The following is a 21,017-nucleotide window of genomic DNA, read 5'->3' on the forward strand; positions in this document are numbered from 1 at the left end:
AGCTTGCAGCTTGCAGCTCAATAAAGGTCGACCGGGTCGACATCCAGCGACCAGCGGACCTGGCGCCCGCTCGGCATCTGCTCCAACACTAGCAACCAGGCACTGATCAGTCGATGCAAAGGCGCCCGGGTGTTGGCCTGTATCAACAACTGCGCGCGGAAACGCCCGGCGCGGCGCTCCATGGGGGCCGGAACCGGGCCTAGCAGCTCGATGCCTGGCAGCCGCTGTTCGGCGACCAGGCGCTCGGCGGCGGCGCAGGCCTCGTCCAGAAAACCTTCAGCCTGCCCCGGCTTGTGCGCTTCTGCGCGCAGCAAGGCCAGGTGCGAGTAGGGCGGCAGCCCGGCGGCACGGCGTTCGTCCAGGGCCTGTTCGGCAAAGGCGAAGTAGCCTTGTTCGGTCAGTTGCACCAGCAACGGGTGATCGGCCAGGTGGGTCTGGATGATGACCTTGCCCGGTTCCTCGGCACGCCCGGCGCGCCCGGCGACCTGCACGATCAGTTGCGCCATGCGCTCGCTGGCGCGGAAGTCGCCCGAGAAAAGCCCCCCGTCGGCGTCGAGGATGGCCACCAGGGTTACCCGCGGGAAATGGTGCCCTTTGGCAAGCATCTGGGTACCGACAAGAATGCTCGGCTGGCCTTTCTGGATGGTACTGAACAGCTGGTGCATGGCGTCCTTGCGCGCCGTGCTGTCGCGGTCCACACGCAGAATCGGGTAGTCCGGGAACAGCACTTTCAGGCGTTCTTCGGCGCGTTCGGTGCCCGCACCGACCGGGCGCAGGTCGACGTGGTCGCACTGCGGGCACTGGTGTGGCAGGCGTTCGTCATAGCCGCAGTGGTGGCAGCGCAACACCCCGGAGCGCTGGTGCACGGTCATGCGCGCGTCGCAGCGCGGGCATTCCGACAGCCAGCCGCAATCGTGGCACAGCAGCGTCGGGGCGAAGCCGCGGCGGTTGAGGAACACCAGCACCTGCTGGCCGACTTCCAGTGTCAGGCGGATGGCCTGCTGCAGCGGGCCGCTGATGCCACTGTCCAGCGGCAGGCTTTTGACATCCAGGCGCAGCATGCGCGGTGGGCGTGCGCCGCCCGCGCGCTGATTCATGCGCAACAGGCGGTAGCGGCCGGTGAGGGCGTTGTGCAAGGTTTCCAGCGAGGGCGTGGCAGAGCCGAGCAGGATCGGAATGTTCTCCTGGTGCGCCCGCACCAGCGCCAGGTCGCGGGCATGGTAGCGCAGGCCCTCCTGCTGTTTATAAGAACCGTCGTGTTCTTCGTCGATGATGATCAGGCCAGGGTTTTTCATGGGCGTGAACAGCGCTGAACGGGTGCCGATGATAATGTCGGCTTCGCCATCGCGTGCCGCCAGCCAGGCGTCCAGGCGGTCGCGGTCGTTCACCGCCGAATGCAGCAAGGCAATCCGGGCGTTGAAGCGTTGCTCGAAGCGCGCCAGGGTTTGCGGGCCGAGGTTGATCTCCGGGATCAGTACCAGCGCCTGCTTGCCGGCCTCGAGGGTTTCGCGGATCAGCTGCAGGTAGACCTCGGTCTTGCCGCTGCCGGTCACGCCGGCCAGCAGGAAGGCCGCAAAACCGCCGAACCCCTCGCACACCGCCTCGAAGGCATCGCGTTGCTCGTCATTGAGCGGCAGCTCCGGCTGTGCCAGCCAGTGTTCGTGGCGCAAGCCCGGCTTCTGGCGGCGGACTTCGATCTGCACCAGTTCCTTGGCCAGCAGCAGGTCGAGGCTGTCCTTGTTCAGGTTGAGCTTGGCCAGCAGGCTGTGCGCCACCCCGTGCGGGTGCTGCGCCAGGGTCTTGAGGGCATCGCGCTGGCGCGGTGCCCGGGCGATGCGCGGGTCGTCCAGGCGGGCGTCGGGGGCAATGTGCCAGAAGCGCTCCTGGCGCATTTCTGCGGGCTCACCCTGGCGCAGTAGCGTCGGCAAGGCCCAGCTCAAGGTGTCACCCAGGCTGTGCTGGTAGTACTGCGCGGTCCACAGGCACAGCTTGAACAGCGAAGGCGGAATCGGGGAGACCGGGTCGAGCAAGGCGCTGGCCGGCTTCAGCTTGTCGGCGGGCACCTCGCTCTGCGCGCACACTTCGACCAGTACGCCGATCATTTCGCGGCGGCCAAAGGGCACGCGAATACGCATGCCCGGGGCCAGGGCCTGGCGCGCCATGCTCGTTGGCGCCTTGTAGTCGAACAGGCGCCGCAACGGCGAGGGCAGGGCAAGGCGCAGGATGACGTCGGACACGCAGAAAGTCTCGGAGGGCATTACAAGAACTGGCGAGCCTAGCAGACGACGGTCGGTGCAAGCGACATCTTGCACTGACGGTGTGCTCTGGTATTATTCGCCGCCTAATTACGTGCGGTATTCAACAATTGGTGTTGGGTGGCGGCACGCAGCTCGAGGAAGTGACCATGAAAGAAGGTATCCACCCGAACTACGAAGCTGTTGCAGTCACCTGCAGCTGCGGTAACAAGTTCGAAACCCGTTCGACCCTGGGCAGCACCCTGTCGATCGACGTTTGCAACCTGTGCCACCCGTTCTACACCGGTAAGCAGAAAGTCCTGGACACCGGTGGCCGCGTACAGAAGTTCGCCGACCGCTTCGGTATGTTCGGTACCAAGAAGTAATCATGCGCACGGCGAGTCCTTCGGGCTTCGCATTGTTGCTGAAAAAGGCGCCCCTCGTGGGCGCCTTTTTTGTGGGTGCGATCTGGCATTTGCCCGCCCTGGCCTTCTGCCCGCTGCCGGGCAAACCCGAGCAGGTTCGGGTGCGACAGGTGGTCGACGGCGACACCGTGCGTCTGGTGGATGGCCGCAGTGTGCGGCTGATCGGCATCAACACCCCGGAGATCGGTCGCAACGGGCGTAGCAGCGAGCCCTATGCCGAAGCTGCCAAGCGGCGCCTGCAGGCGTTGGTCAAGGCCAGTGACGGGCGTGTAGGGCTGGTTCCCGGTGTGCAAGCCAAAGACAAGTATGGGCGCACACTGGCGCACATTTATGGCCGTAATGGCGACAATCTCGAAGCACAATTGCTCAGTGAAGGCTTGGGCTACCGGGTGGCCGTCGCCCCCAATGTGCGCCTCAGTGGCTGCCAGCAACGCGCCGAGCAGGCCGCACGCCAGGCCGGCGCCGGCCTTTGGCGGCAGTCGCCCGTGGTGCCGGCAGACGCCATCCGGCAGCCTGGTTTTGCTGTGCTCAGTGGCCGAATCATGAGCGTCGAACGCAACCGTGGTGGTGTCTGGTTGAACCTTGACCGTGCCGTGGTGGTGCAGGTCTCCGCTCGTCTGCAGCGCAACTTCCCGGCCAGTTTCTTCGCTAACCTCAAAGGGCGCCAGGTCGAGGTGCGTGGCTGGGTGGTGGACCGTTCCCGCAAGGGCGGCCTCAAGCCGGGGCAGCGGCGCTGGGTATTGCCACTGACCGACCCGAGCATGCTGGCGCGTACTTCTGGCTAAAAGATGTAGACAGTTCGCTATTGGATTGTACACACTGTTAGCCGTATGCCCCCGTGGGTTTTAGCGGAAAGTCGTAGGCTAAAGGCCTTGACACAAGTGACCGACCAGTCTTGTGACTACCCGGCTCTTTGCGTATCCTCGGCGGTCCGTCAGAACAGTAAATAGCGGAATGCCCACCATGTCAGACCTGAAAACTGCCGCTCTCGAATATCACGCTCAACCTCGCCCGGGGAAACTGAGCGTCGAACTTTCCAAGCCAACTGCCACTGCCCGTGATCTCGCCCTGGCCTACAGCCCAGGTGTTGCCGAGCCGGTGCGTGAAATTGGCCGGGATCCAGAGCTGGCATACAAATACACCGGCAAAGGCAACCTGGTTGCGGTGATTTCCGATGGCACTGCCATCCTCGGTCTGGGTGACCTCGGCCCACTGGCTTCCAAGCCGGTCATGGAAGGCAAGGGCGTTCTGTTCAAGCGTTTCGCAGGTATCGACGTATTCGACATCGAAGTCGAATCGGAAAGCCCGCAAGCATTCATCGACACCGTTCGCCGCATCTCGATCACCTTCGGTGGCATCAACCTCGAAGATATCAAGGCGCCAGAGTGCTTCGAGATCGAACGCACGCTGATCGAACAGTGCGACATTCCGGTGTTCCACGATGACCAGCACGGTACCGCCATCGTTACTGCGGCCGGCATGATCAACGCCCTGGAAATCGCCGGCAAGAAGCTCGAAGAAGCCAAGATCGTGTGCCTGGGTGCCGGTGCAGCTGCCATCTCCTGCATGAAGTTGCTGGTGAGCATGGGTGCCAAGGTCGAGAACATCTACATGATCGACCGCAGCGGCGTGATCCACGCTGGCCGTGACGACCTGAACCAGTACAAGGCCCAGTTCGCCCACGCGACCGACAAGCGCACCCTGGCCGACGCCCTGGAGGGTGCCGACGTGTTCGTTGGCCTGTCCGGCCCGAACCTGCTGAGCGCGGAAGGCCTGAAGTCGATGGCGGCCAACCCGATCGTGTTCGCCTGCTCCAACCCTGATCCGGAAATTTCGCCAGCGCTGGCTCACGCCACCCGCAGCGACGTGATCATGGCCACCGGCCGTTCGGACTACCCGAACCAGGTCAACAACGTACTGGGCTTCCCGTTCATCTTCCGTGGTGCCCTGGACGTACGCGCCAAGCGCATCAACGAAGAAATGAAAATCGCTGCGGCCATCGCCCTGAAAGACCTGGCCAAGCTGCCGGTACCCAAGGAAGTGTGCGATGCCTACGGCGTGCAAGCGCTGGAGTTCGGCCGTGAGTACATCATTCCGAAGCCCCTGGATGCCCGCCTGATCACCGTCGTTTCCGACGCCGTGGCCAAGGCTGCCATCGAGTCCGGCGTTGCTACCCTGCCGTATCCAAAGCACTACCCGCTCAAGAGCGTGGATGACGTGTTCAACGGCTGATTGCTGTTGTAGCGGTGTAAAAAGCCCCGGCTCCTGCGAGCCGGGGCTTTTTTATGCGCGGTGGGAATGCGTCGGGGCCGGGAGGTGAGGGGCAGGGGCCGACAGTGTCGGCGCCCGTAGGGTCGAACGCCGCCGTGCACCTGCCCCGGATCGGGCGCCCTGCCTCAGAACAGATCCATCGGCGTCGCTTCATCCGCTGGCAATGGGCTGCCCGGCACGGCCCCATTGCCCAGTTCGTCCACCGATGGCGGCGAATCCTCGGCCTTGAACAGCTCGAAGTAGGCATTGGGTGTGCCCGGCGAAGCTGCCCGGCCGCTGACGGGGTCTACGCGCAGGCTGAGAATGCCTTCTGGCTCGGCCGGCGCATGTGCAGGCTTGTCCTTGAGTGCCGCACCCATGAAGCTCATCCAGATCGGCAGCGCCGCCGTGCCGCCGTACTCCCGGTGGCCCAGGGTTTCCGGCTGGTCGAAGCCAACCCACACGGTGGTCACGTAGTCGGCGTTGTAGCCAGAGAACCAGGCGTCCTTGGACTCGTTGGTGGTACCGGTCTTGCCTGCCAGGTCGGTACGGCCCAAAGCCAGCGCCCGGCGGCCGGTGCCGCGCTTGATCACGTCCTGCAGCATGCTGGTGAGAATATAGGTGGTACGCCCGTCGATGATGCGCTCGGCAACCGCTGGTGGCTGCGCTGCCGCAGGGGTTTGGCCGGGGGCCGCCGGTGCCTCGCCGGGCATGCTGGCGGTGCTGATCGGCTGCTCGGGGGCGGCCAGGCCGGCCTGGTCTTCAGTACCTTGGGGTACGCGAGCCGGGTTGGCGGTGAACAGCGTTTCGCCACTGCGGCTCTCGATACGGTCGATCAGGTAGGGGGCAATCTTGTAGCCACCGTTGGCAAAGGTGCTCCAGCCTGTAGCGATTTCCATCGGCGTCAGGGTGGCGGTACCCAGGGCCAGCGACAGGTTGCGCGGCAGGTCCTGCTTGTTGAAGCCGAACTTGGCGATGTAGTCGATGGTGCGGTCCACGCCCATGGCCTGCAGCAAGCGGATCGAAACCAGGTTGCGCGACTTGTACAGCGCTTCGCGCATGCGGATCGGGCCGAGGAACGTGTTGGTATCGTTCTTCGGTCGCCACACCTTATCGACCGATTCGTCGACGAATACGATCGGCGCGTCGTTGACCAGGCTGGCGGCGGTATAGCCACTGTCCAGTGCAGCACTGTAGATGAACGGCTTGAAGCTTGAGCCCGGTTGGCGTTTGGCCTGCATCGCCCGGTTGTAGTTGCTCTGCTCGAACGAGAAACCGCCGACCAAGGCGCGGATGGCGCCGCTGTTAGGGTCGAGGGTGACCAGTGCACTCTGTGCCCCCGGCACTTGGCTGAACTTGAAGGTGCCATCGTCCAGGCGTTGCAGGCGCACCAGGTCACCGACCTGGGCGACATCGGCGGGCGACTGCGGGGTGCGGCCCTGGGCGTTGCTGTTGATGAACGGGCGCGCCCATTTCATGGTGTCCCAGGCCACATGCACCTGCTGGCCGTCACGGGTCAGCACCGCAAGGCCGGTTTTTTCGACCCGGGTCACGATGCCGGGCTCCAGCCCGCCCAAGGTGCGTTGCTTGCCCAGTTCCTGGCGCCAGGCAGCCTCGGTGCGCCCCGGGAAGCGGGCTTCAGGGCCGCGGTAGCCGTGGCGCTCGTCATAATCGGACAGGCCATTGAGGATGGCCTTGTTGGCCATTTCCTGCATGTCACTGGGCACGGTGGTGGTAACGCGGAAGCCTTCGGTGTAAGCGTCGCTGCCGTAGCGGCCAACCATTTCCGCGCGAGCCATTTCCGCGACGTACGGTGCATTCACCTCGGGCGTTGGCACGTGGTAGCTGGCGTTGAGTGGCTCATCCAGGGCGGCCCGGTAGCTGGCCTGGTCAATCTTGCCCAGCTTGTACATGCGGCCCAGGATCCAGTCGCGGCGCTCTTTGGCGCGCACCGGGTTGGCCAGGGGGTTGAAGCGCGAGGGCGCCTTGGGCAGGCCGGCGATCATCGCCATCTGTGCCAGGCTCACGTCACGGATCGACTTGCCGTAGTAGACCTGGGCCGCGGCGTCGATACCGTAGGCGCGGTTGCCGAGGTAGATCTTGTTCACGTACAGCTCAAGAATCTCGTCCTTGGTCAGCTCCCGCTCGATCTGCAGGGCCAACAGAATTTCGTTGGTCTTGCGCGAGAAGCTGCGCTCGCTGGTCAGGAAGAAGTTCTTGGCCACCTGCATGGTGATGGTGCTGCCGCCGGTCTGAATGTGCCCGGTTTTCACCAGCTGGGTGGCCGCGCGCATCAGGCTGCTGGGGTCCACGCCGTAGTGGTTGAGGAAATTGTCGTCCTCGGCTGACAGCAATGCCTGAATGAACTGTGGGGGAATGTCTGCGAAACGGATCGGCGAACGGCGCATTTCGCCAAATTCGGCAATCAGCTTGCCATCGCTGCTGTACACCTTGAGGGGGATCTGCAACTGGATGCTTCTGAGCGAATCGACCGAGGGCAGGTTGGGACTAAGATACAGAAACGCACCGCTCACACCGAGTACGAGCGCGCAAATGACTGCGACGGAAGACCACCAGAAGAACTTCAGCAGACGTATCAAGGCTTTTCGGTGTCCAGGTTGGAAGTGGATTGCACGCAGGTCCGGCGGACCAAAAAACGCTGGGCATTATACGCATTTTTTCGCCTTTCCGGGCCACCGGCCAGGCAGCCCGTCGCCCTGACGGGTGGCCCCGGCCCAGTGTTGCCGCGGGGGCGCGATATACAGCAAGGAATTCGCAATGCTTGGACGCTTCGGCAAGGATGCCGGTTCACTGGTAGGGGTGGAAATTACCGCTCACGCCATTCATCTGGTGCAACTGCAACAGCGCAAACGCGGCTGGCGGGTGCTGGGTTGGGCCCATGAGCCGCTGCAGCTCGGGGCAGGCAATGACTGGGCAGCAGCGCCCGAGCAGGTCTCGGCGGCATTGCAGCGCGCTCATCGGCGCAGCGGCCTCGGCGAGCGGCGGCTGGCTCTGGCGCTGCCCGCCAGCCAGGTCATCTGCAAGTTGTGTCACCTGCCAGTGGGGCCCGGTGAGGAGCAACTGGAGGCGCAGTTGCTGGCGGATGCCGAACGGTTGTTTCCGTTCCCGCTGGAAGACCTGGCCCTGGACTTCCAGGTCCTGGGGGCTTCAGGTGTTCAGCCAGCCTGCAGCGAGGTGCTGGTTGCAGCGTGTCGGCAGAGTGCACTGGCACCCCTTGAAGCGCTGGTGCAGCAGGCGGGGCTGCAACTGGAGGCGGTCGAGGTCGACAGCATTGCCCTGCGCCGCATGCTGCCTGCGGGTGAGCAGGCTGGGGCGGCGTTGCTGCGTATCGAACCCCACCGGGCGACTGTTCATGCCTGGGCGCCTGGCGGGGCGCTGCAGCGTCGGGAGCTGAGGGCAGCTGACGGGGATATGGCCGCGCAACTGCCCGAGCGGCTGCCTGCGCTGCTCGCCGAAGGGCTTTTACCTGCCAGGTTGTGGGTCAGCAACTGCTCACCGCTGCAGCCGGGCTGGCTGCAGGCCCTGGGCCAAAGCCTGGCGCTGCCGTGCCAAGAACTGCCTGCGCTGGCCGGGCTTGCCCAGGTCGATGGGCCGATGCTGCTGGCGAGTGCCCTGGCCCTTGCAGGGGCGCGACCATGATGCGGCTGAACCTTCTGCCGTGGCGCGAACGCCAGCGCCAGGCGGCCATGCGCCGGTTTCGCAGCCATCTGGTGGCTGGCGCATTGCTGGCATTGTGCGCCGTGACGCTGGTCGACCAACAGGCACGCCAGCGCGGCCAGCAACAAGCGTTGGCCAACACCCAGCGCCAGGCAGCCCTGGAAACCCTGGGCCTGGAGGCTCAGCCACTGGCTGATGTGCGTGCCCAGCATGCCGCACTGCTCGGCCGCCTGGCGGTGCTGGAGGGCCTGCAGGCTCAGCAGGGGGTTCTGCCTGGCGTATTCGCCGACCTCGAAAGGGCACTGCCATTGGGCATGCAGCTGCTGGGCCTCAGCCTGGAAAACGGCCGCATGGAGTTGAGCGGGCTCGCCACCTCCGGCGCCGTACTGGCCCAGTTCATGCGCGACCTGGAGCGTTCCGGCGTGCTGCTGGACCTGGAGCTCAAACACATCAAGAGCCAGCCAGGCGGCGATGAATTCTTGCTGGCTGCGCGCGTGGCGGCGTTCTGGTCGTGACCAAGGTGCAACTGCTCGCATGGCTTGGCGCAGCCGAGCGCTCCAGCCGCTTCCGGCGGCTGGCACCTGTGGCACTGGCGGTGCTGCTGTTCAGCCTGGGCTGCGCGATTCGCCTGCCGGGCATGTTGCAGCAGCAGGGTGAAGAAGAGGGCAAGCACGCCGAGCTGAGCCGGCAGCAGGCTGCCACGCAGGCGCAGATTGCCGAGTTGCAGGGGGTGCGGGCACAGCTGGCGAGCGATGGGCAGCGCTTGCAAAAGGCACAATGGCAGCTGGCTGCCGGCGAAAGCATGAGCGACCTGCTAGACCGTCTGTCGGTTTCGGGGCGCGAGCACGGCCTGCTCGTCGAGCGCCTCGATGTGCACGAGCAGCAGCAGCGGCAGGGCTTCAGCGTAGTGCCACTGGAGTTGCAGGTGGTGGGCAGCTACCCAGCCTTGCGGGGCTGGCTGGACGAGTGGTTGGGGCAGGTGCGTGTCATGCACGGTCGCAGCATGCGCCTGGCAGCCGGCGGTGGCGAACCAGGCCTGCTGCGTTTGCAACTGCGGGTCGATGCCTATCACGCGCCGGTTGCCGGGGTGGCAGTCGCCATGCTTGCGCGGCTGCCTGCCAGGCCGGCAACGCGGGCACCGGCCATGGATCCGTTCGCCGCGTTGGCAACGCACCTGTCGGGTGGTTTGACCCGCGCGCCCCTGGCCCAGTTGGAAATGGTCGGCAGCCTGACGCGTGGGCAGGAACATCAAGCGCTGCTGCGGGCGGCCGGCAGGCTCTACCGCGTCCGCCTTGGGGACCGGGTAGGGCGTGATCAAGGGATAGTGATGCACATCGGCCCGCGCCAGGTCGAAGTGCGCGAACGGTTGTTCATGGCGGGGGTGTGGCATGAACGCACGGCGTTCATCACCCTCGCAAAACGCCTGGGCAAGGAGGCCCCGGATCAGAATGAGAACGAGGATGATCTACCTGCTGGCGGCCCTGCTGCCCATGCCTCTGGCGACCGCGACGCCTTACCAGGGTGAGCCGCTGTCGCTGCACTTTCAGGATGTCGAGATTCGCTCGGTTTTGCAGGTACTCGCCGACTATGCCGGCGTCAACCTGGTCGCCAGCGACGAGGTGCAGGGCAATGTCACCCTGCGCTTGCAGGATGTGCCGTGGGATCAGGCGCTGGACCTGGTCTTGCGCAGCAAAAGCCTCGCCCGGCGCCAGGAGGGCAATGTGTTGCTGGTGGCGCCGGCGGCCACGCTGGCTGCGCAAACTGCCGAAGCGCGTGCGGGGCAGGTGCTGGAGGCGCAGTTGCAGCCCATGCGCCGGGAGCTGTTGCCTGTTCACCATGCCAAGGCTGCCGAACTTGCGGAACTGCTCAAGACCAGCCTGGCCGACGAAAGCCTGCTCGCCAGTTGGGGCAGCCTGAGTGTCGATGAGCGCACCAATACCCTGGTGGCCTACCTGCCGGCCGAACGCCTCGATGAACTGCGGCAACTGGTGGCGCAGCTGGATGTGCCGGTGCGTCAGGTGGCGATCGAGGCGCGCATCGTCGAGGCCAACGTCGATTACGAGAAAGCCCTTGGGGTGCGCTGGGGTAGCCCTTTGTATGGCGACAACCCGCTGCCGGGCAAGTCGCTGTTCGTCGACCTGGGTGTCGAGCGGGCTGGCAGCAGCATCGGCCTTGGCCTGCTGCGCGGGGATGTGCTGCTGGACCTCGAACTCAGCGCCATGGAAAAAAGCGGCAATGGCGAGATCATTTCGCAACCCAAGGTGGTCACGGCCGACAAGGAAACGGCCAGGATCCTCAAGGGCACCGAGGTGCCCTACCAGGAAACCACCAAGAGCGGCGCCACCTCGGTTTCGTTCCGCGAGGCCTCGCTGTCGTTGGAGGTGACCCCGCAAATTACCCCGGACAACAAGGTAATCATGGCTGTCAGGGTGACCAAGGACGAACCGGATTACGTCAATGCCTTGAACAACGTACCGCCGATCCGCAAGAACGAGGTGAATGCCAAGGTTCGCGTGGCCGACGGCGAAACGATCGTGATTGGCGGCGTGTACTCGACCTCGCAAAACAATGTGGTCGACAAGGTGCCATTTTTGGGTGATCTGCCGTATGTTGGGCGGCTGTTTCGACGCGATGCATTACAAGAGAAAAAATCCGAGCTGCTGGTCTTCCTGACTCCGCGTATCATGAGTGACCAGGCGATTGCTGTGAGTCGTTGATTCTGTGCGAAATTTGATACTTGTGGGGCCCATGGGTGCTGGTAAAAGCACCATCGGCCGCCTATTGGCCAAAGAGCTGCGCCTGCTGTTCAAGGATTCCGACAAGGAAATCGAACTGCGTTGCGGCGCCAACATCCCGTGGATTTTCGACAAGGAAGGCGAGCCGGGTTTCCGTGATCGCGAGCAAGCGATGATTGCCGAGCTGTGTGGCCTCGACGGCGTGGTCCTGGCCACCGGTGGCGGTGCCGTCATGCGCGAAGCCAACCGCCAGGCGCTGCACCAGGGCGGCCGGGTAATCTACCTGCACGCCTCGGTCGAACAGCAGGTCGGCCGCACGGCGCGCGACCGCAATCGCCCGCTGCTGCGCACCGCCAACCCCGAGGCCACCTTGCGGAACCTGCTGGAAACCCGCGACCCGCTCTACCGCGAGATCGCCGACCTGGTCGTAGAAACCGACGAGCGGCCACCACGCATGGTGGTGATCGACATCCTCGAGCGCTTGCAGCAGTTGCCGCCCCGTTAACCCGGGACTATTCTCGGCCACCAGCGCCGAGGCGAGGTTCAACGTTACCGCGCAGGTCGCCAGAACGGCACCGCGCCCAAGAACATTGTGGGGATACATGCAGACACTGAAGGTCGACCTGGGCGAGCGTAGCTACCCGATCTACATTGGCGAAGGCCTGCTGGACCAGCCCGAGCTGCTCGCGCCGCACATTGCCGGCCGGCAGGTTGCCATCGTCTCCAACGAGACCGTCGCGCCGCTGTATCTCGACCGCCTGGCCAAGACCCTGGGGGCCTACTCGGTGCTGCCAGTGGTACTGCCCGATGGCGAAGCCCACAAGAACTGGGAAACCCTGCAACTGATCTTCGATGGCCTGCTGACGGCGCGGCATGACCGCCGTACCACCGTGGTCGCCCTGGGCGGCGGGGTGGTGGGTGACATGGCCGGCTTTGCCGCTGCCTGCTATCAGCGGGGCGTGGACTTCATCCAGGTGCCGACCACCCTGTTGTCCCAGGTCGACTCCTCGGTAGGCGGCAAGACCGGCATCAACCACCCGCTGGGCAAGAACATGGTCGGCGCCTTCTACCAGCCCAACGCGGTGCTGATCGATACCACCAGCCTGAAGACCTTGCCGGCGCGCGAGCTTTCGGCAGGCCTGGCCGAAGTGATCAAGTACGGGCTGATCTGTGACATGCCCTTCCTCGCCTGGCTCGAAGACAATATGCAGGCCCTGCGTACCCTCGACTCGGCAGCCCTGACCGAAGCCATTCGCCGCTCGTGTGCGGCCAAGGCCGCAGTGGTGGGCGCCGACGAACGCGAGTCTGGCGTGCGGGCCACGCTGAACTTGGGGCATACCTTCGGGCATGCCATCGAAACCCACATGGGCTATGGCGTGTGGCTGCACGGCGAAGCCGTGGCGGCGGGCACGGTCATGGCCCTGGAAATGTCCATGCGCCTTGGCTGGCTCGACCAGGCCGAGCGCGATCGCGGAATCCGCCTGTTGCAGGACGCAGGTTTGCCGGTGGTGCCACCACAGGAAATGACCCCGGCGCATTTCATGGAGCACATGGCGGTCGACAAGAAGGTGCTCGACGGGCGTCTGCGTCTGGTGCTGCTGCGCCAGATGGGCGAGGCCGTGGTCACCGACGACTATCCGAAAGAGATTCTACAGGCCACGCTGTCGGCGGATTACCGCGCGATCGTGGCCCAGCTTTGAGGTTGTGACAGCGCAATGACCAGTTTGCATGCCGATGAGGCCTTTCTCGACCATTACCAGTTGAGCCACGATCCGTTCGCACCGCGGGTGCCCGGCTTCAAGTTTTTCCCTGCCCAGCGCAAGCCTGTGCTCGGCCAGCTGCACCACCTGGCTCGCTACAGCCAACTGATGCTGGTCGTTACCGGCCCGCAGGGTAGCGGCAAGACCCTGCTGCGCCAGGCGCTGGTGGCCAGTACCAACAAGCAGGCGGTGCAGAGCGTCGTGGTGTCCGCCCGTGGTGCCAGCGATGCTGCCAGTGTATTGGGCCAGGTCGCGCAGAACCTGGACGTGGCCCAGCCGGAGATGCAGGCGATCCTGTCCAAGGTGGTGCAACTGGCACTCACCGGGCAGGAAGTGTACTTGCTGGTGGACGATGCGGAACAACTCGACGAGTCGGCACTCCAAGCGTTGCTGGAGTTGGCGGCGGGGGTGCCGGAAGGGCGCCCGCACGTGTTCCTGTTTGGTGAGCCCTCGCTGATTGCAGGGTTGGACGAGCTCAATGTCGAGGAAGAACGCTTCCACATCATCGAGCTGGCCCCCTACAGTGAAGAGGAAACCCGCGAATACCTGGAGCAGCGCCTGGAAGGCGCAGGCCGGGGCATCGAGGTGTTCAGCCGTGAACAGATTGTCGATATCCATGAAAACTCCGACGGCTGGCCTGGCAACATCAACCAGGTCGCCCGTGACACTTTGATCGAAGCCATGATCGCCAGCCGGACGACGGCCAAGCGACCATCCATGGGGTTCAAGATGCCAAAAAAACATGTGCTCGCGCTGTCTGCCGTGGTCGTGGTTGCCGTTGCAGCTGCCGTGTTGATGCCCAAGAAGGGCGAAAAAGCGCCGGCCGACGCACCGGCTGCCCAGGCTCAGTTACCGCTTGGCGACGGCAAGCAGGGCGCCAACATCGAGTTCTCTGGCTCGTCCCAGCCGGTGCCGCTGCCACTGGGGGGCCAGTCGCAGCCGGTGATGCGCGAGCCGCTGGCCCAGGCCGCAGGCATGGGTGAGGGGGAAGAAGGCAGCCCGGCTGGCGATACCGCCCTGCAGCCTGGCAACCCGCCGCCGACCGTGACCACCATCGCCCCGCCGCAAGGCGTAGCGGCGGGCCCCGCGCCGACGCCTGCGCAACCCGTGCAGCAGGTTGCGCCTGCGCAAAAACCGGTCGCAACCCAGCCTGCCAAGCCGGTTGCGACGGCCAAGCCGGCCCCGGCACCGACCCAGGTCGCCGTGGCCAAGCCGGCCGCCAAGCCTGCTGAAAAACCAGCCGCTGGCGGCACTGGCAACAGCAGCTGGTACGCCGGGCAGAAACCGGGCAATTACGTGGTGCAGATCCTCGGCACCAGCTCCGAGGCCTCGGCGCAGGCGTACGTGAAAGCCCAGGGTGGCGACTATCGCTACTTCAAGAAAGACCTGCAAGGCAAGCCGCTGTATGTGGTCACTTACGGCAGTTTCGCCAGCCGCGATGCTGCGGTTGCCGCAATCAAGAACTTGCCAGCGAAGGTCCAGGCTGGTAAACCTTGGCCACGTACCGTCGCCAGCGTCCAACAAGAGCTGGCCTCGGCCCGCTGATACCTGCCGGGCGGCACCACCCCGCTGCCCTGTTGCTAAGCGAATTCTAGCTTTCGACTAGCCTGCTGCGCCCGAGCGCGGCAGGCTTTTCTGTCCCAGACTGCCGGCCACAAGCCCCGAGTTGCAGTCATGGCTGAAACGCTTCAGACTCAAGTCAAGCGCCTATCACGGTGCATGACGCAAAAACATTCAAAATGGCGACATAAATTTTCAATGGTGAGACATGAAAATTTGTGGGCATCGCTGTCGCTGTGCAACAATGGTTTTCCATGGCCACCGCAAAAAAGCTGGCGTTTGATCGGCGTGGATGGTAAGTGGTTGTTAAAAAAAGAGATTTGCCTCCGTTGAGAGGTGAACCTGGTGAGAATGTGTCTATGAAAACAGGTCTGTACCATCCCGAAGAATTCAAGGACAACTGTGGTTTTGGCCTGATCGCCCATATGACGGGCGAGGCGAGCCACCACCTTCTGCAAACCGCCATGCAGGCACTGACTTGCATGACCCACCGCGGTGGCATCAACGCCGACGGCAAGACCGGTGACGGTTGCGGTCTGCTGATTCAGAAGCCCGATCAGTTCCTGCGTGCCATGGCCCAGGAGCATTTTGCCGTCGAGTTGCCCAAGCAGTACGCCGTTGGCATGGTGTTCTTCAACCAGGACCCGGTCAAAGCCGAAGCTGCACGTGCCAACATGGATCGCGAGATCATCGCTGCCGGGCTGAAGCTGGTTGGCTGGCGCAAGGTGCCGATCGACACCAGCGTTCTCGGCCGCCTGGCCATGGAGCGCCTGCCGCAGATCGAGCAGGTGTTCATCGGCGGTGAGGGCCTGAGCGACCAGGAATTCGCCATCAAGCTGTTCAGCGCCCGGCGCCGTTCGTCGGTTGCCAACGCCGATGACGCCGACCACTACATCTGCAGCTTCTCGCACAAGACCATCATCTACAAAGGCCTGATGATGCCGCGCGATCTCGCGGCGTTTTACCCGGACCTGGGTGACGAGCGCCTGCAAACGGCGATCTGCGTGTTCCACCAGCGCTTCTCGACCAACACCCTGCCGAAGTGGCCGCTGGCGCAGCCGTTCCGCTTCCTCGCCCACAACGGCGAGATCAACACCATTACCGGTAACCGCAACTGGGCCATGGCCCGTCGCACCAAGTTCGCCAACGACCTGATCCCCGACCTCGCAGAGCTTGGCCCGCTGGTCAACCGCGTCGGTTCGGACTCCTCGAGCATGGACAACATGCTGGAGCTGATGGTCACCGGCGGTATCGACCTGTTCCGCGGCGTGCGCATGCTGGTACCACCAGCCTGGCAGAACGTCGAGACCATGGACGCCGACCTGCGCGCGTTCTACGAATACAACTCCATGCACATGGAGCCGTGGGACGGTCCGGCCGGTATCGTCATGACCGAAGGCCGCCACGCGGTGTGCCTGCTCGACCGTAACGGCCTGCGCCCGGCGCGCTGGGTGACCACCACCAATGGCTACATCACCATCGCCTCTGAAATCGGCGTGTGGGGCTACCAGCCTGAGGAAGTATTGGCCAAGGGCCGCGTGGGCCCGGGCCAGATCCTTGCCGTGGACACCGAAACCGGGCAGATCCTCGATACCGATGCCATCGACGACCGCCTGAAGTCGCGCCACCCGTACAAGCGTTGGCTGCGTCAGCACGCCACGCGTATCCAGGCGACGCTGACCGACGACCAGGGCGTGGCCAGCTACGACGCTGACCAGCTCAAGCAATACATGAAAATGTTCCAGGTCACCTTCGAAGAGCGTGACCAGGTACTGCGCCCGTTGGGTGAGCAGGGCCAGGAGGCCGTTGGCTCGATGGGTGACGACACGCCGATGGCTGTGCTGTCGCAACGTGTGCGTTCGCCATACGACTTCTTCCGCCAACAGTTCGCCCAGGTGACCAACCCACCGATCGACCCGCTGCGCGAAGCGATCGTGATGTCGCTGGAAATCTGCCTCGGCGCTGAGCGCAACATTTTCCAGGAGTCCCCGGAGCACGCCTCGCGGGTGATCCTCAGCTCGCCAGTCATTTCCCCGGCCAAGTGGCGTTCGCTGATGAACCTGGAGCGTGAAGGCTTCGAGCGTCAGCTGATCGACCTCAACTATGAGCAGAGCGTCGGCCTGGAAGCGGCGATCCGCAACATTGCCGACCAGGCTGAAGAAGCCGTGCGCGCGGGCAAGACCCAGCTGGTGCTGAGCGACCGCTACATTGCCCCGGGCAAGCTGCCTGTGCACGCTTCGCTGGCCGTGGGTGCCGTACACCACCGCCTGACCGAGCAGGGCCTGCGTTGCGACAGCAACATCCTGGTGGAAACCGCCACAGCCCGCGACCCGCATCACTTCGCCGTGCTGCTGGGCTTCGGTGCCTCGGCCGTCTACCCGTACCTGTCCTACGAAGTGCTCGCCGACCTGATTCGTACCGGTGAAGTGCTGGGCGACCTGGACGAGGTGTTCAAGTACTACCGCAAAGGCATTTCCAAGGGCTTGCTGAAGATCCTGTCGAAGATGGGTATCTCCACCATCGCCTCGTACCGGGGTGCGCAGCTGTTCGAAGCCATCGGCCTGTCCGAAGAAGTGGTCGGCCTGAGCTTCAAGGGGGTGTCCAGCCGCATCAAGGGTGCACGCTTCGAAGACCTGGAAAGCGACCAGAAGCTGCTGGCAGCCGAAGCCTGGAGCGCGCGCAAGCCGATCCAGCAAGGCGGCCTGCTGAAGTTCGTGCACGGTGGCGAGTACCACGCCTACAACCCGGACGTGGTCAACACGCTGCAGGCTGCAGTGCAGCAGGGTGACTACGCCAAGTTCAAGGAATACACCACGCTGGTCGACCAGCGCCCGGTGTCGATGATCCGCGACCTGCTGAAGGTCAAGGTGGCCGACCAGCCGTTGGCGCTGGAACAGGTCGAGCCGCTGGAGGCCATCCTCAAGCGCTTCGACTCCGCCGGTATTTCCCTTGGCGCCCTGTCGCCGGAAGCGCACGAAGCCTTGGCCGAGGCGATGAACCGCCTCGGCGCGCGCTCCAACTCCGGTGAGGGTGGCGAAGACCCGTCGCGCTACGGCACCATCCGCAGCTCGAAGATCAAGCAGGTGGCCACCGGCCGCTTTGGTGTGACCCCGGAATACCTGGTGAACGCCGAAGTGCTGCAGATCAAGGTGGCCCAGGGCGCCAAGCCCGGCGAGGGCGGCCAGCTGCCAGGCGGCAAGGTCAATGGCCTGATCGCCAAGCTGCGCTATGCGGTACCCGGCGTGACCCTGATCTCGCCGCCACCGCACCACGACATTTACTCGATCGAAGACCTGGCCCAGCTGATCTACGACCTCAAGCAGGTCAACCCGCAGGCCCTGGTGTCGGTCAAGCTGGTGGCAGAGGCTGGCGTGGGCACCATTGCCGCCGGTGTGGCCAAGGCTTATGCCGACCTGATCACCATTTCCGGCTATGACGGTGGTACCGGTGCGTCGCCGCTGACCTCGATCAAGTACGCCGGCGCCCCGTGGGAACTGGGCCTGGCCGAAACCCACCAGACCCTGCGCGGCAACGACCTGCGCGGCAAGGTGCGGGTACAGACCGACGGTGGCCTGAAAACCGGCCTGGACGTGATCAAGGCTGCCATCCTCGGCGCCGAAAGCTTCGGCTTTGGCACCGCGCCCATGATCGCCTTGGGCTGCAAGTACCTGCGCATCTGCCACCTGAACAACTGCGCGACCGGCGTAGCCACGCAGAATGACAAGCTGCGCAAGGACCACTACATCGGCACCGTCGACATGGTGATCAATTTCTTCACCTTCGTCGCCGAAGAAACCCGTGAGTGGCTGGCCAAGCTGGGCGTGCGCAGCCTCGGCGAACTGATCGGCCGTACCGACCTGCTCGACGTGCTGCCAGGCGACACCGAGCGTCAGCGGTACCTGGACCTGTCGCCGCTGCTGGGCAGCTCGCACATTCCGGCAGACAAGCCACAGTTCTGCGAAGTCGACAGGAACCCGCCGTTCGACGAAGGCCACCTGGCCGAGAAGATGGTGGAAATGGCCATGCCGGCCATTCGTGACCAGGCCGGTGGCGAGTTCAGCCTCGACATCTGCAACTGCGACCGTTCCATCGGTGCGCGTGTATCGGGCGAGATCGCCCGCCTGCACGGCAACCAGGGCATGGCCGCGGCGCCGATCACGTTCCGCTTCAAAGGGACCGCGGGCCAGAGCTTCGGTGTGTGGAACGCCGGTGGCCTGAACCTGCACCTGGAAGGCGACGCCAACGACTACGTCGGCAAGGGCATGACCGGTGGCAAGCTCACCATCGTGCCGCCTGCTGGCAGCCCGTTCGCCACCCAGGACAGCGCCATCCTCGGCAACACCTGCCTGTACGGTGCCACTGGCGGCAAACTGTTTGCCGCCGGTACTGCCGGCGAGCGCTTCGCTGTCCGTAACTCCGGCGCCCACGCTGTTGTCGAGGGTACCGGCGATCACTGCTGTGAATACATGACCGGCGGCTTTGTCTGCGTGCTGGGCAACACCGGTTACAACTTCGGTTCTGGCATGACTGGCGGCTTCGCCTACGTGCTCGACATGGACAACAGCTTCGTCGACAAGCTCAACCACGAGCTGGTGGAAATCCAGCGTATCAGTGGGGAAGCCATGGAAGCTTACCGCAGCCATCTGGCGCGGGTCCTTGCCGAGTATGTGGAGGAGACCGGCAGCGAGTGGGGGCGTGAGCTCTCGGAGAACTTGGACGACTACGTGCGGCGCTTCTGGCTGGTCAAGCCCAAGGCAGCCAACCTGAAGCAACTGCTGTCCAGCACTCGCGCCAACCCGCAGTAACAACAGCTGCAAGTGGCAAGCCTCAAGCTGCACGCAGAAGCAGCACGAGGTTTGCCCGGCTTAAGTGATCGTCTTGCAGTTTGCAGCGTGTAGCTTGCAGCTGCTGTAAAGAGGTTTTGAAAAATGGCTGAACGTCTGAACAACGACTTCCAGTTCATCGAAGTGGGCCGCAAGGACCCGAAGAAAAAGCTGCTGCGCCAGCGCAAGAAAGAGTTCGTGGAAATCTACGAGCCGTTCAAGCCGCAGCAGTCCGTGGAGCAGGCACACCGTTGCCTGGGCTGCGGTAACCCGTACTGCGAGTGGAAGTGCCCGGTGCACAACTTCATCCCCAACTGGTTGAAGCTGGTTTCCGAAGGCAACATCCTGGCGGCGGCGGAGCTGTCGCACCAGACCAACACCCTGCCCGAAGTGTGCGGCCGGGTGTGCCCGCAAGACCGCCTGTGCGAGGGTGCCTGCACCCTGAACGACGGCTTTGGCGCGGTGACCATCGGTTCGGTGGAGAAGTACATCACCGATACCGCCTTTGCCATGGGCTGGCGCCCGGACATGTCCAAGGTCAAGCCCACCGGCAAGCGCGTCGCCATCATTGGCGCAGGCCCTGCTGGCCTGGGCTGCGCCGACGTGCTGGTGCGCGCCGGGGTTACCCCGGTGGTATTCGACAAGAACCCGGAAATCGGTGGCCTGCTGACCTTCGGTATTCCCGAGTTCAAGCTGGAAAAGAGCGTGCTCAGCAACCGCCGCGAAGTGTTCACCGGTATGGGTATCGAGTTCCGCCTCAATACCGAGGTGGGCAAGGACGTGACCATGGAACAACTGCTCGCCGAGTACGACGCAGTGTTCATGGGTATGGGTACCTACACCTACATGAAGGGTGGCTTCCCGGGTGAGGACCTGCCGGGCGTGCATGACGCGCTGGACTTCCTGATTGCCAACGTCAACCGCAACCTGGGCTTCGAGAAGTCGCCTGAAGACTTCATCGACATGCAGGGCAAGAAGGTTGTGGTGCTGGGCGGTGGCGACACTGCCATGGACTGCAACCGTACCTCGATCCGCCAGGGTGCCAAGGCAGTGACCTGCGCCTATCGCCGTGACGAAGCCAACATGCCGGGTTCGCGCAAAGAGGTGAAGAACGCCAAGGAAGAAGGCGTGAAGTTCCTCTATAACCGCCAACCCATCGCCATTGTCGGCGAGGACAAGGTCGAGGGTGTGAAGGTGGTCGAAACCCGCCTGGGCGAGCCGGATGCCCGTGGCCGTCGCAGCCCCGAGCCGATTCCGGGTTCCGAGGAAATCCTGCCGGCCGATGCCGTGGTGATCGCCTTTGGCTTCCGCCCAAGCCCGGCGCCGTGGTTCGAGCAGCATGACATCCAGCTGGACAGCCAGGGCCGTGTGGTGGCGCCGGAGAAGGGCAAGTTCAAGCACCAGACCAGCAACCCGAAAGTGTTTGCCGGTGGCGACATGGTGCGCGGTTCGGACCTGGTGGTGACGGCGATCTTCGAAGGGCGCACTGCTGCTGAGGGTATCCTGGACTACCTGGAAGTCTGATTCTCGACCTGTTCGCGGGCACGCCCGC

The 21,017-nt window shown here is 64.0% G+C and carries 15 protein-coding genes; 13 read left to right on the forward strand and 2 right to left on the reverse strand.

Annotation, left to right across the window (positions count from 1 at the left end; genetic code table 11):
* Positions 1–17: 17 nt before the first annotated feature.
* Positions 18–2,237 (reverse strand): primosomal protein N', encoded by a 2,220-nt coding sequence (locus tag GYA94_RS09150; protein WP_161892173.1) that lies wholly within the window; start codon positions 2,235–2,237, stop codon positions 18–20.
* 167 nt (positions 2,238–2,404) lie between these two features.
* On the opposite strand from GYA94_RS09150, the gene rpmE reads away from it, so the two are divergent.
* The 3 genes from rpmE to GYA94_RS09165 all read left to right on the forward strand — a co-directional run bounded on the left by rpmE (position 2,405) and on the right by GYA94_RS09165 (position 4,891).
* Positions 2,405–2,620: a 50S ribosomal protein L31 gene (gene rpmE, locus GYA94_RS09155; RefSeq protein WP_009684941.1), complete on the forward strand. Its 216-nt coding sequence runs from the start codon at positions 2,405–2,407 to the stop codon at positions 2,618–2,620.
* Positions 2,621–2,622: 2 nt separating this feature from the next.
* Positions 2,623–3,444 (forward strand): thermonuclease family protein, encoded by an 822-nt coding sequence (locus GYA94_RS09160; protein WP_161892174.1) that lies wholly within the window; start codon positions 2,623–2,625, stop codon positions 3,442–3,444.
* Positions 3,445–3,622: 178 nt separating this feature from the next.
* Positions 3,623–4,891: a malic enzyme-like NAD(P)-binding protein gene (locus tag GYA94_RS09165; protein WP_009684943.1), complete on the forward strand. Its 1,269-nt coding sequence runs from the start codon at positions 3,623–3,625 to the stop codon at positions 4,889–4,891.
* A gap of 164 nt (positions 4,892–5,055) precedes the next feature.
* On the opposite strand, the gene GYA94_RS09170 is transcribed toward GYA94_RS09165, so the two are convergent.
* Positions 5,056–7,509 (reverse strand): penicillin-binding protein 1A, encoded by a 2,454-nt coding sequence (locus GYA94_RS09170; RefSeq protein ID WP_161892175.1) that lies wholly within the window; start codon positions 7,507–7,509, stop codon positions 5,056–5,058.
* Positions 7,510–7,687: 178 nt separating this feature from the next.
* On the opposite strand from GYA94_RS09170, the gene pilM reads away from it, so the two are divergent.
* The 10 genes from pilM (at position 7,688) to GYA94_RS09220 (ending at position 20,989) form a co-directional block, all read left to right on the forward strand.
* Positions 7,688–8,569: a type IV pilus biogenesis protein PilM gene (gene pilM, locus GYA94_RS09175; RefSeq protein ID WP_110677639.1), complete on the forward strand. Its 882-nt coding sequence runs from the start codon at positions 7,688–7,690 to the stop codon at positions 8,567–8,569.
* Positions 8,566–9,102 (forward strand): PilN domain-containing protein, encoded by a 537-nt coding sequence (locus GYA94_RS09180; protein WP_054904626.1) that lies wholly within the window; start codon positions 8,566–8,568, stop codon positions 9,100–9,102. Before pilM ends, GYA94_RS09180 begins: the two co-directional genes overlap by 4 nt.
* An 11-nt stretch (positions 9,103–9,113) precedes the next feature.
* On the forward strand, positions 9,114–10,112 hold the full coding sequence (locus GYA94_RS09185) for a pilus assembly protein PilP (RefSeq protein ID WP_161892187.1): 999 nt from the start codon (positions 9,114–9,116) through the stop codon (positions 10,110–10,112).
* Positions 10,036–11,304: a type IV pilus secretin PilQ gene (locus GYA94_RS09190; protein ID WP_161892176.1), complete on the forward strand. Its 1,269-nt coding sequence runs from the start codon at positions 10,036–10,038 to the stop codon at positions 11,302–11,304. The genes GYA94_RS09185 and GYA94_RS09190 overlap by 77 nt, the downstream gene beginning before the upstream one ends.
* A 4-nt stretch (positions 11,305–11,308) precedes the next feature.
* Positions 11,309–11,827 (forward strand): shikimate kinase AroK, encoded by a 519-nt coding sequence (gene aroK / locus GYA94_RS09195; protein WP_009684951.1) that lies wholly within the window; start codon positions 11,309–11,311, stop codon positions 11,825–11,827.
* A gap of 97 nt (positions 11,828–11,924) precedes the next feature.
* Complete coding sequence (aroB, locus tag GYA94_RS09200; RefSeq protein WP_161892177.1) at positions 11,925–13,022, forward strand: 3-dehydroquinate synthase; 1,098 nt, start codon at positions 11,925–11,927, stop codon at positions 13,020–13,022.
* Between the two features lie 15 nt (positions 13,023–13,037).
* Positions 13,038–14,627: an SPOR domain-containing protein gene (locus tag GYA94_RS09205; RefSeq protein WP_054881140.1), complete on the forward strand. Its 1,590-nt coding sequence runs from the start codon at positions 13,038–13,040 to the stop codon at positions 14,625–14,627.
* A gap of 129 nt (positions 14,628–14,756) precedes the next feature.
* Positions 14,757–14,975 (forward strand): hypothetical protein, encoded by a 219-nt coding sequence (locus GYA94_RS09210; protein ID WP_161892178.1) that lies wholly within the window; start codon positions 14,757–14,759, stop codon positions 14,973–14,975.
* Positions 14,976–15,001: 26 nt separating this feature from the next.
* Complete coding sequence (gene gltB, locus GYA94_RS09215; protein ID WP_029886145.1) at positions 15,002–19,447, forward strand: glutamate synthase large subunit; 4,446 nt, start codon at positions 15,002–15,004, stop codon at positions 19,445–19,447.
* Between the two features lie 123 nt (positions 19,448–19,570).
* Complete coding sequence (locus GYA94_RS09220; RefSeq protein ID WP_009684959.1) at positions 19,571–20,989, forward strand: FAD-dependent oxidoreductase; 1,419 nt, start codon at positions 19,571–19,573, stop codon at positions 20,987–20,989.
* Positions 20,990–21,017 lie beyond the last annotated feature (28 nt).

Source organism: Pseudomonas juntendi (assembly GCF_009932375.1).
Taxonomy (GTDB): Bacteria; Pseudomonadota; Gammaproteobacteria; order Pseudomonadales; family Pseudomonadaceae; genus Aquipseudomonas; species Aquipseudomonas juntendi.

Excerpts from the sequence above, each read along its gene's own strand:
- aroB (WP_161892177.1), top strand. The coding sequence starts at position 11,925 with ATGCAGACACTGAAGGTCGACCTGGGCGAGCGTAGCTACCCGATCTAC.
- GYA94_RS09165 (WP_009684943.1), top strand. The coding sequence starts at position 3,623 with ATGTCAGACCTGAAAACTGCCGCTCTCGAATATCACGCTCAACCTCGC.
- GYA94_RS09160 (WP_161892174.1), top strand. The coding sequence starts at position 2,623 with ATGCGCACGGCGAGTCCTTCGGGCTTCGCATTGTTGCTGAAAAAGGCG.
- gltB (WP_029886145.1), top strand. The coding sequence starts at position 15,002 with ATGAAAACAGGTCTGTACCATCCCGAAGAATTCAAGGACAACTGTGGT.
- GYA94_RS09190 (WP_161892176.1), top strand. The coding sequence starts at position 10,036 with ATGAGAACGAGGATGATCTACCTGCTGGCGGCCCTGCTGCCCATGCCT.
- pilM (WP_110677639.1), top strand. The coding sequence starts at position 7,688 with ATGCTTGGACGCTTCGGCAAGGATGCCGGTTCACTGGTAGGGGTGGAA.
- rpmE (WP_009684941.1), top strand. The coding sequence starts at position 2,405 with ATGAAAGAAGGTATCCACCCGAACTACGAAGCTGTTGCAGTCACCTGC.
- GYA94_RS09180 (WP_054904626.1), top strand. The coding sequence starts at position 8,566 with ATGATGCGGCTGAACCTTCTGCCGTGGCGCGAACGCCAGCGCCAGGCG.
- GYA94_RS09205 (WP_054881140.1), top strand. The coding sequence starts at position 13,038 with ATGACCAGTTTGCATGCCGATGAGGCCTTTCTCGACCATTACCAGTTG.
- GYA94_RS09210 (WP_161892178.1), top strand. The coding sequence starts at position 14,757 with ATGGCTGAAACGCTTCAGACTCAAGTCAAGCGCCTATCACGGTGCATG.
- GYA94_RS09220 (WP_009684959.1), top strand. The coding sequence starts at position 19,571 with ATGGCTGAACGTCTGAACAACGACTTCCAGTTCATCGAAGTGGGCCGC.